The sequence below is a fragment of the Mycobacterium lehmannii genome, from assembly GCF_001499925.1.
Taxonomy (GTDB): Bacteria; Actinomycetota; Actinomycetes; order Mycobacteriales; family Mycobacteriaceae; genus Mycobacterium; species Mycobacterium lehmannii.
Genome location: NZ_LQIR01000059.1, coordinates 1 through 1,311, shown reverse-complemented (window position 1 = coordinate 1,311; position 1,311 = coordinate 1). Strand labels below are relative to the sequence as shown.

The 1,311-nt window shown below is 62.0% G+C and carries 1 protein-coding gene and 1 other annotated feature; the gene reads left to right on the top strand.

Annotated elements, in window-relative coordinates:
* Positions 1–48 precede the first annotated feature (48 nt).
* Positions 49–1,289 (top strand): IS3 family transposase gene (locus AU192_RS21855; protein WP_423202722.1). Its coding sequence is split into 2 segments (ribosomal slippage): positions 49–334 and positions 334–1,289, totalling 1,242 coding nucleotides; the frame shifts between segments, so codons are not numbered across the junction.
* Positions 324–440 (top strand) — a sequence feature (AL1L pseudoknot). (Overlaps the previous gene by 117 nt.)
* Positions 1,290–1,311: the final 22 nt, after the last annotated feature.

The window sequence follows — 1,311 nt, the reverse complement described above, 5'->3', positions numbered from 1 at the left end:
TGAAGTACCCCAGGTTTTGTTCCGATCTTCATAGGAGGATTGGAAGCTATGCCCCGTCAGTATTCGCCGGAGTTTCGGCAACGTGCGTTGCGGTTGTTGGACACCATGATGGAAGCCTCGGAAACGTCTGAGTTCGAGGCCATCAAGTCCGTGGCCAGCAAACTCGGAATCTCGGAGGAGTCGGTGCGCCGGTGGCGCCGCAAGGCTCAAGTTGATGCCGGCGAGCGCCCCGGTGTAACCAGTTCCGAGCACGCCGAGATCCGCAAGCTCAAGCGTGAAGTAGCCGAATTGCGCAGAGCCAATGAAGTTTTAAAGTCTGCGTCTGCGTTTTTCGCGGCGGAGCTCGACCGCCCCGCAACGAAATGATCGCCTACATCGACAGCCATCGCGGTCAGTTCGGGGTCGAGCTCATCTGTGGTGTCCTGCGGGCAGCTATCCCGGGCTTCCTCACCTCCCGCGGGTATCGGGCCGCACGGACTCGGCCACCGTCAGATCGCGAGATCCGTGATGAGCAGCTGATCGCCGACCTGCGCACGGTGCACCGCGACAACTATTCGGTCTACGGGGTCAAAAAGATGCATCAGGCCATGAAACGCAAGGGCTGGCACCTCGGCAGAGAGCAAACCCGCCGGTTGATGCGCCAGGCCGGGCTGCGTGGCGTGCAGCGGGGCAAGCCGGTGTTCACCACCGTCGCCGACTCCGCCGACACGCGGCCGGCCGACCTGGTCAACCGTCAGTTCCGGGCGGTCGCACCGAACCGGTTGTGGGTCGCCGACATCACGTTCGTGCGGACCTGGCAGGGGTTTTGCTATACCGCGTTCGTCACCGATGCGTGCACCAAGAAGATCGCCGGCTGGGCGGTGGCAGCCACGATGCGAACCCAAGATCTTCCGCTGCAGGCATTCAATCATGCTGTGTGGCAGGCGAACGCAGATCTTTCCGAGTTGATCCATCATTCCGACCGCGGATCGCAGTACCTATCGCTGGTCTATACCGACCGGCTGGCCGAACTCGGTATCGCCCCCTCGGTCGGATCCCGTGGCGATAGTTATGACAACGCCCTTGCCGAGGCGGTCAACGCCGCCTACAAAACCGAGCTGATTACCCGCGGTAAACCATGGCGATGCATCGATGACGTCGAACTGGCCACCGCCCAATGGGTGGCCTGGTACAACCAGGAACGCCTGCATGAAGCCCTCGGCTACGTTCCACCAGCCGAGTACGAGGCCGCCCTCACCGGCACCTCACAACCTGCGAGCCAGCCAACCCCGGCCCTCGCAACCGAGTAGGAACAAAACCTGGGGTACTTCA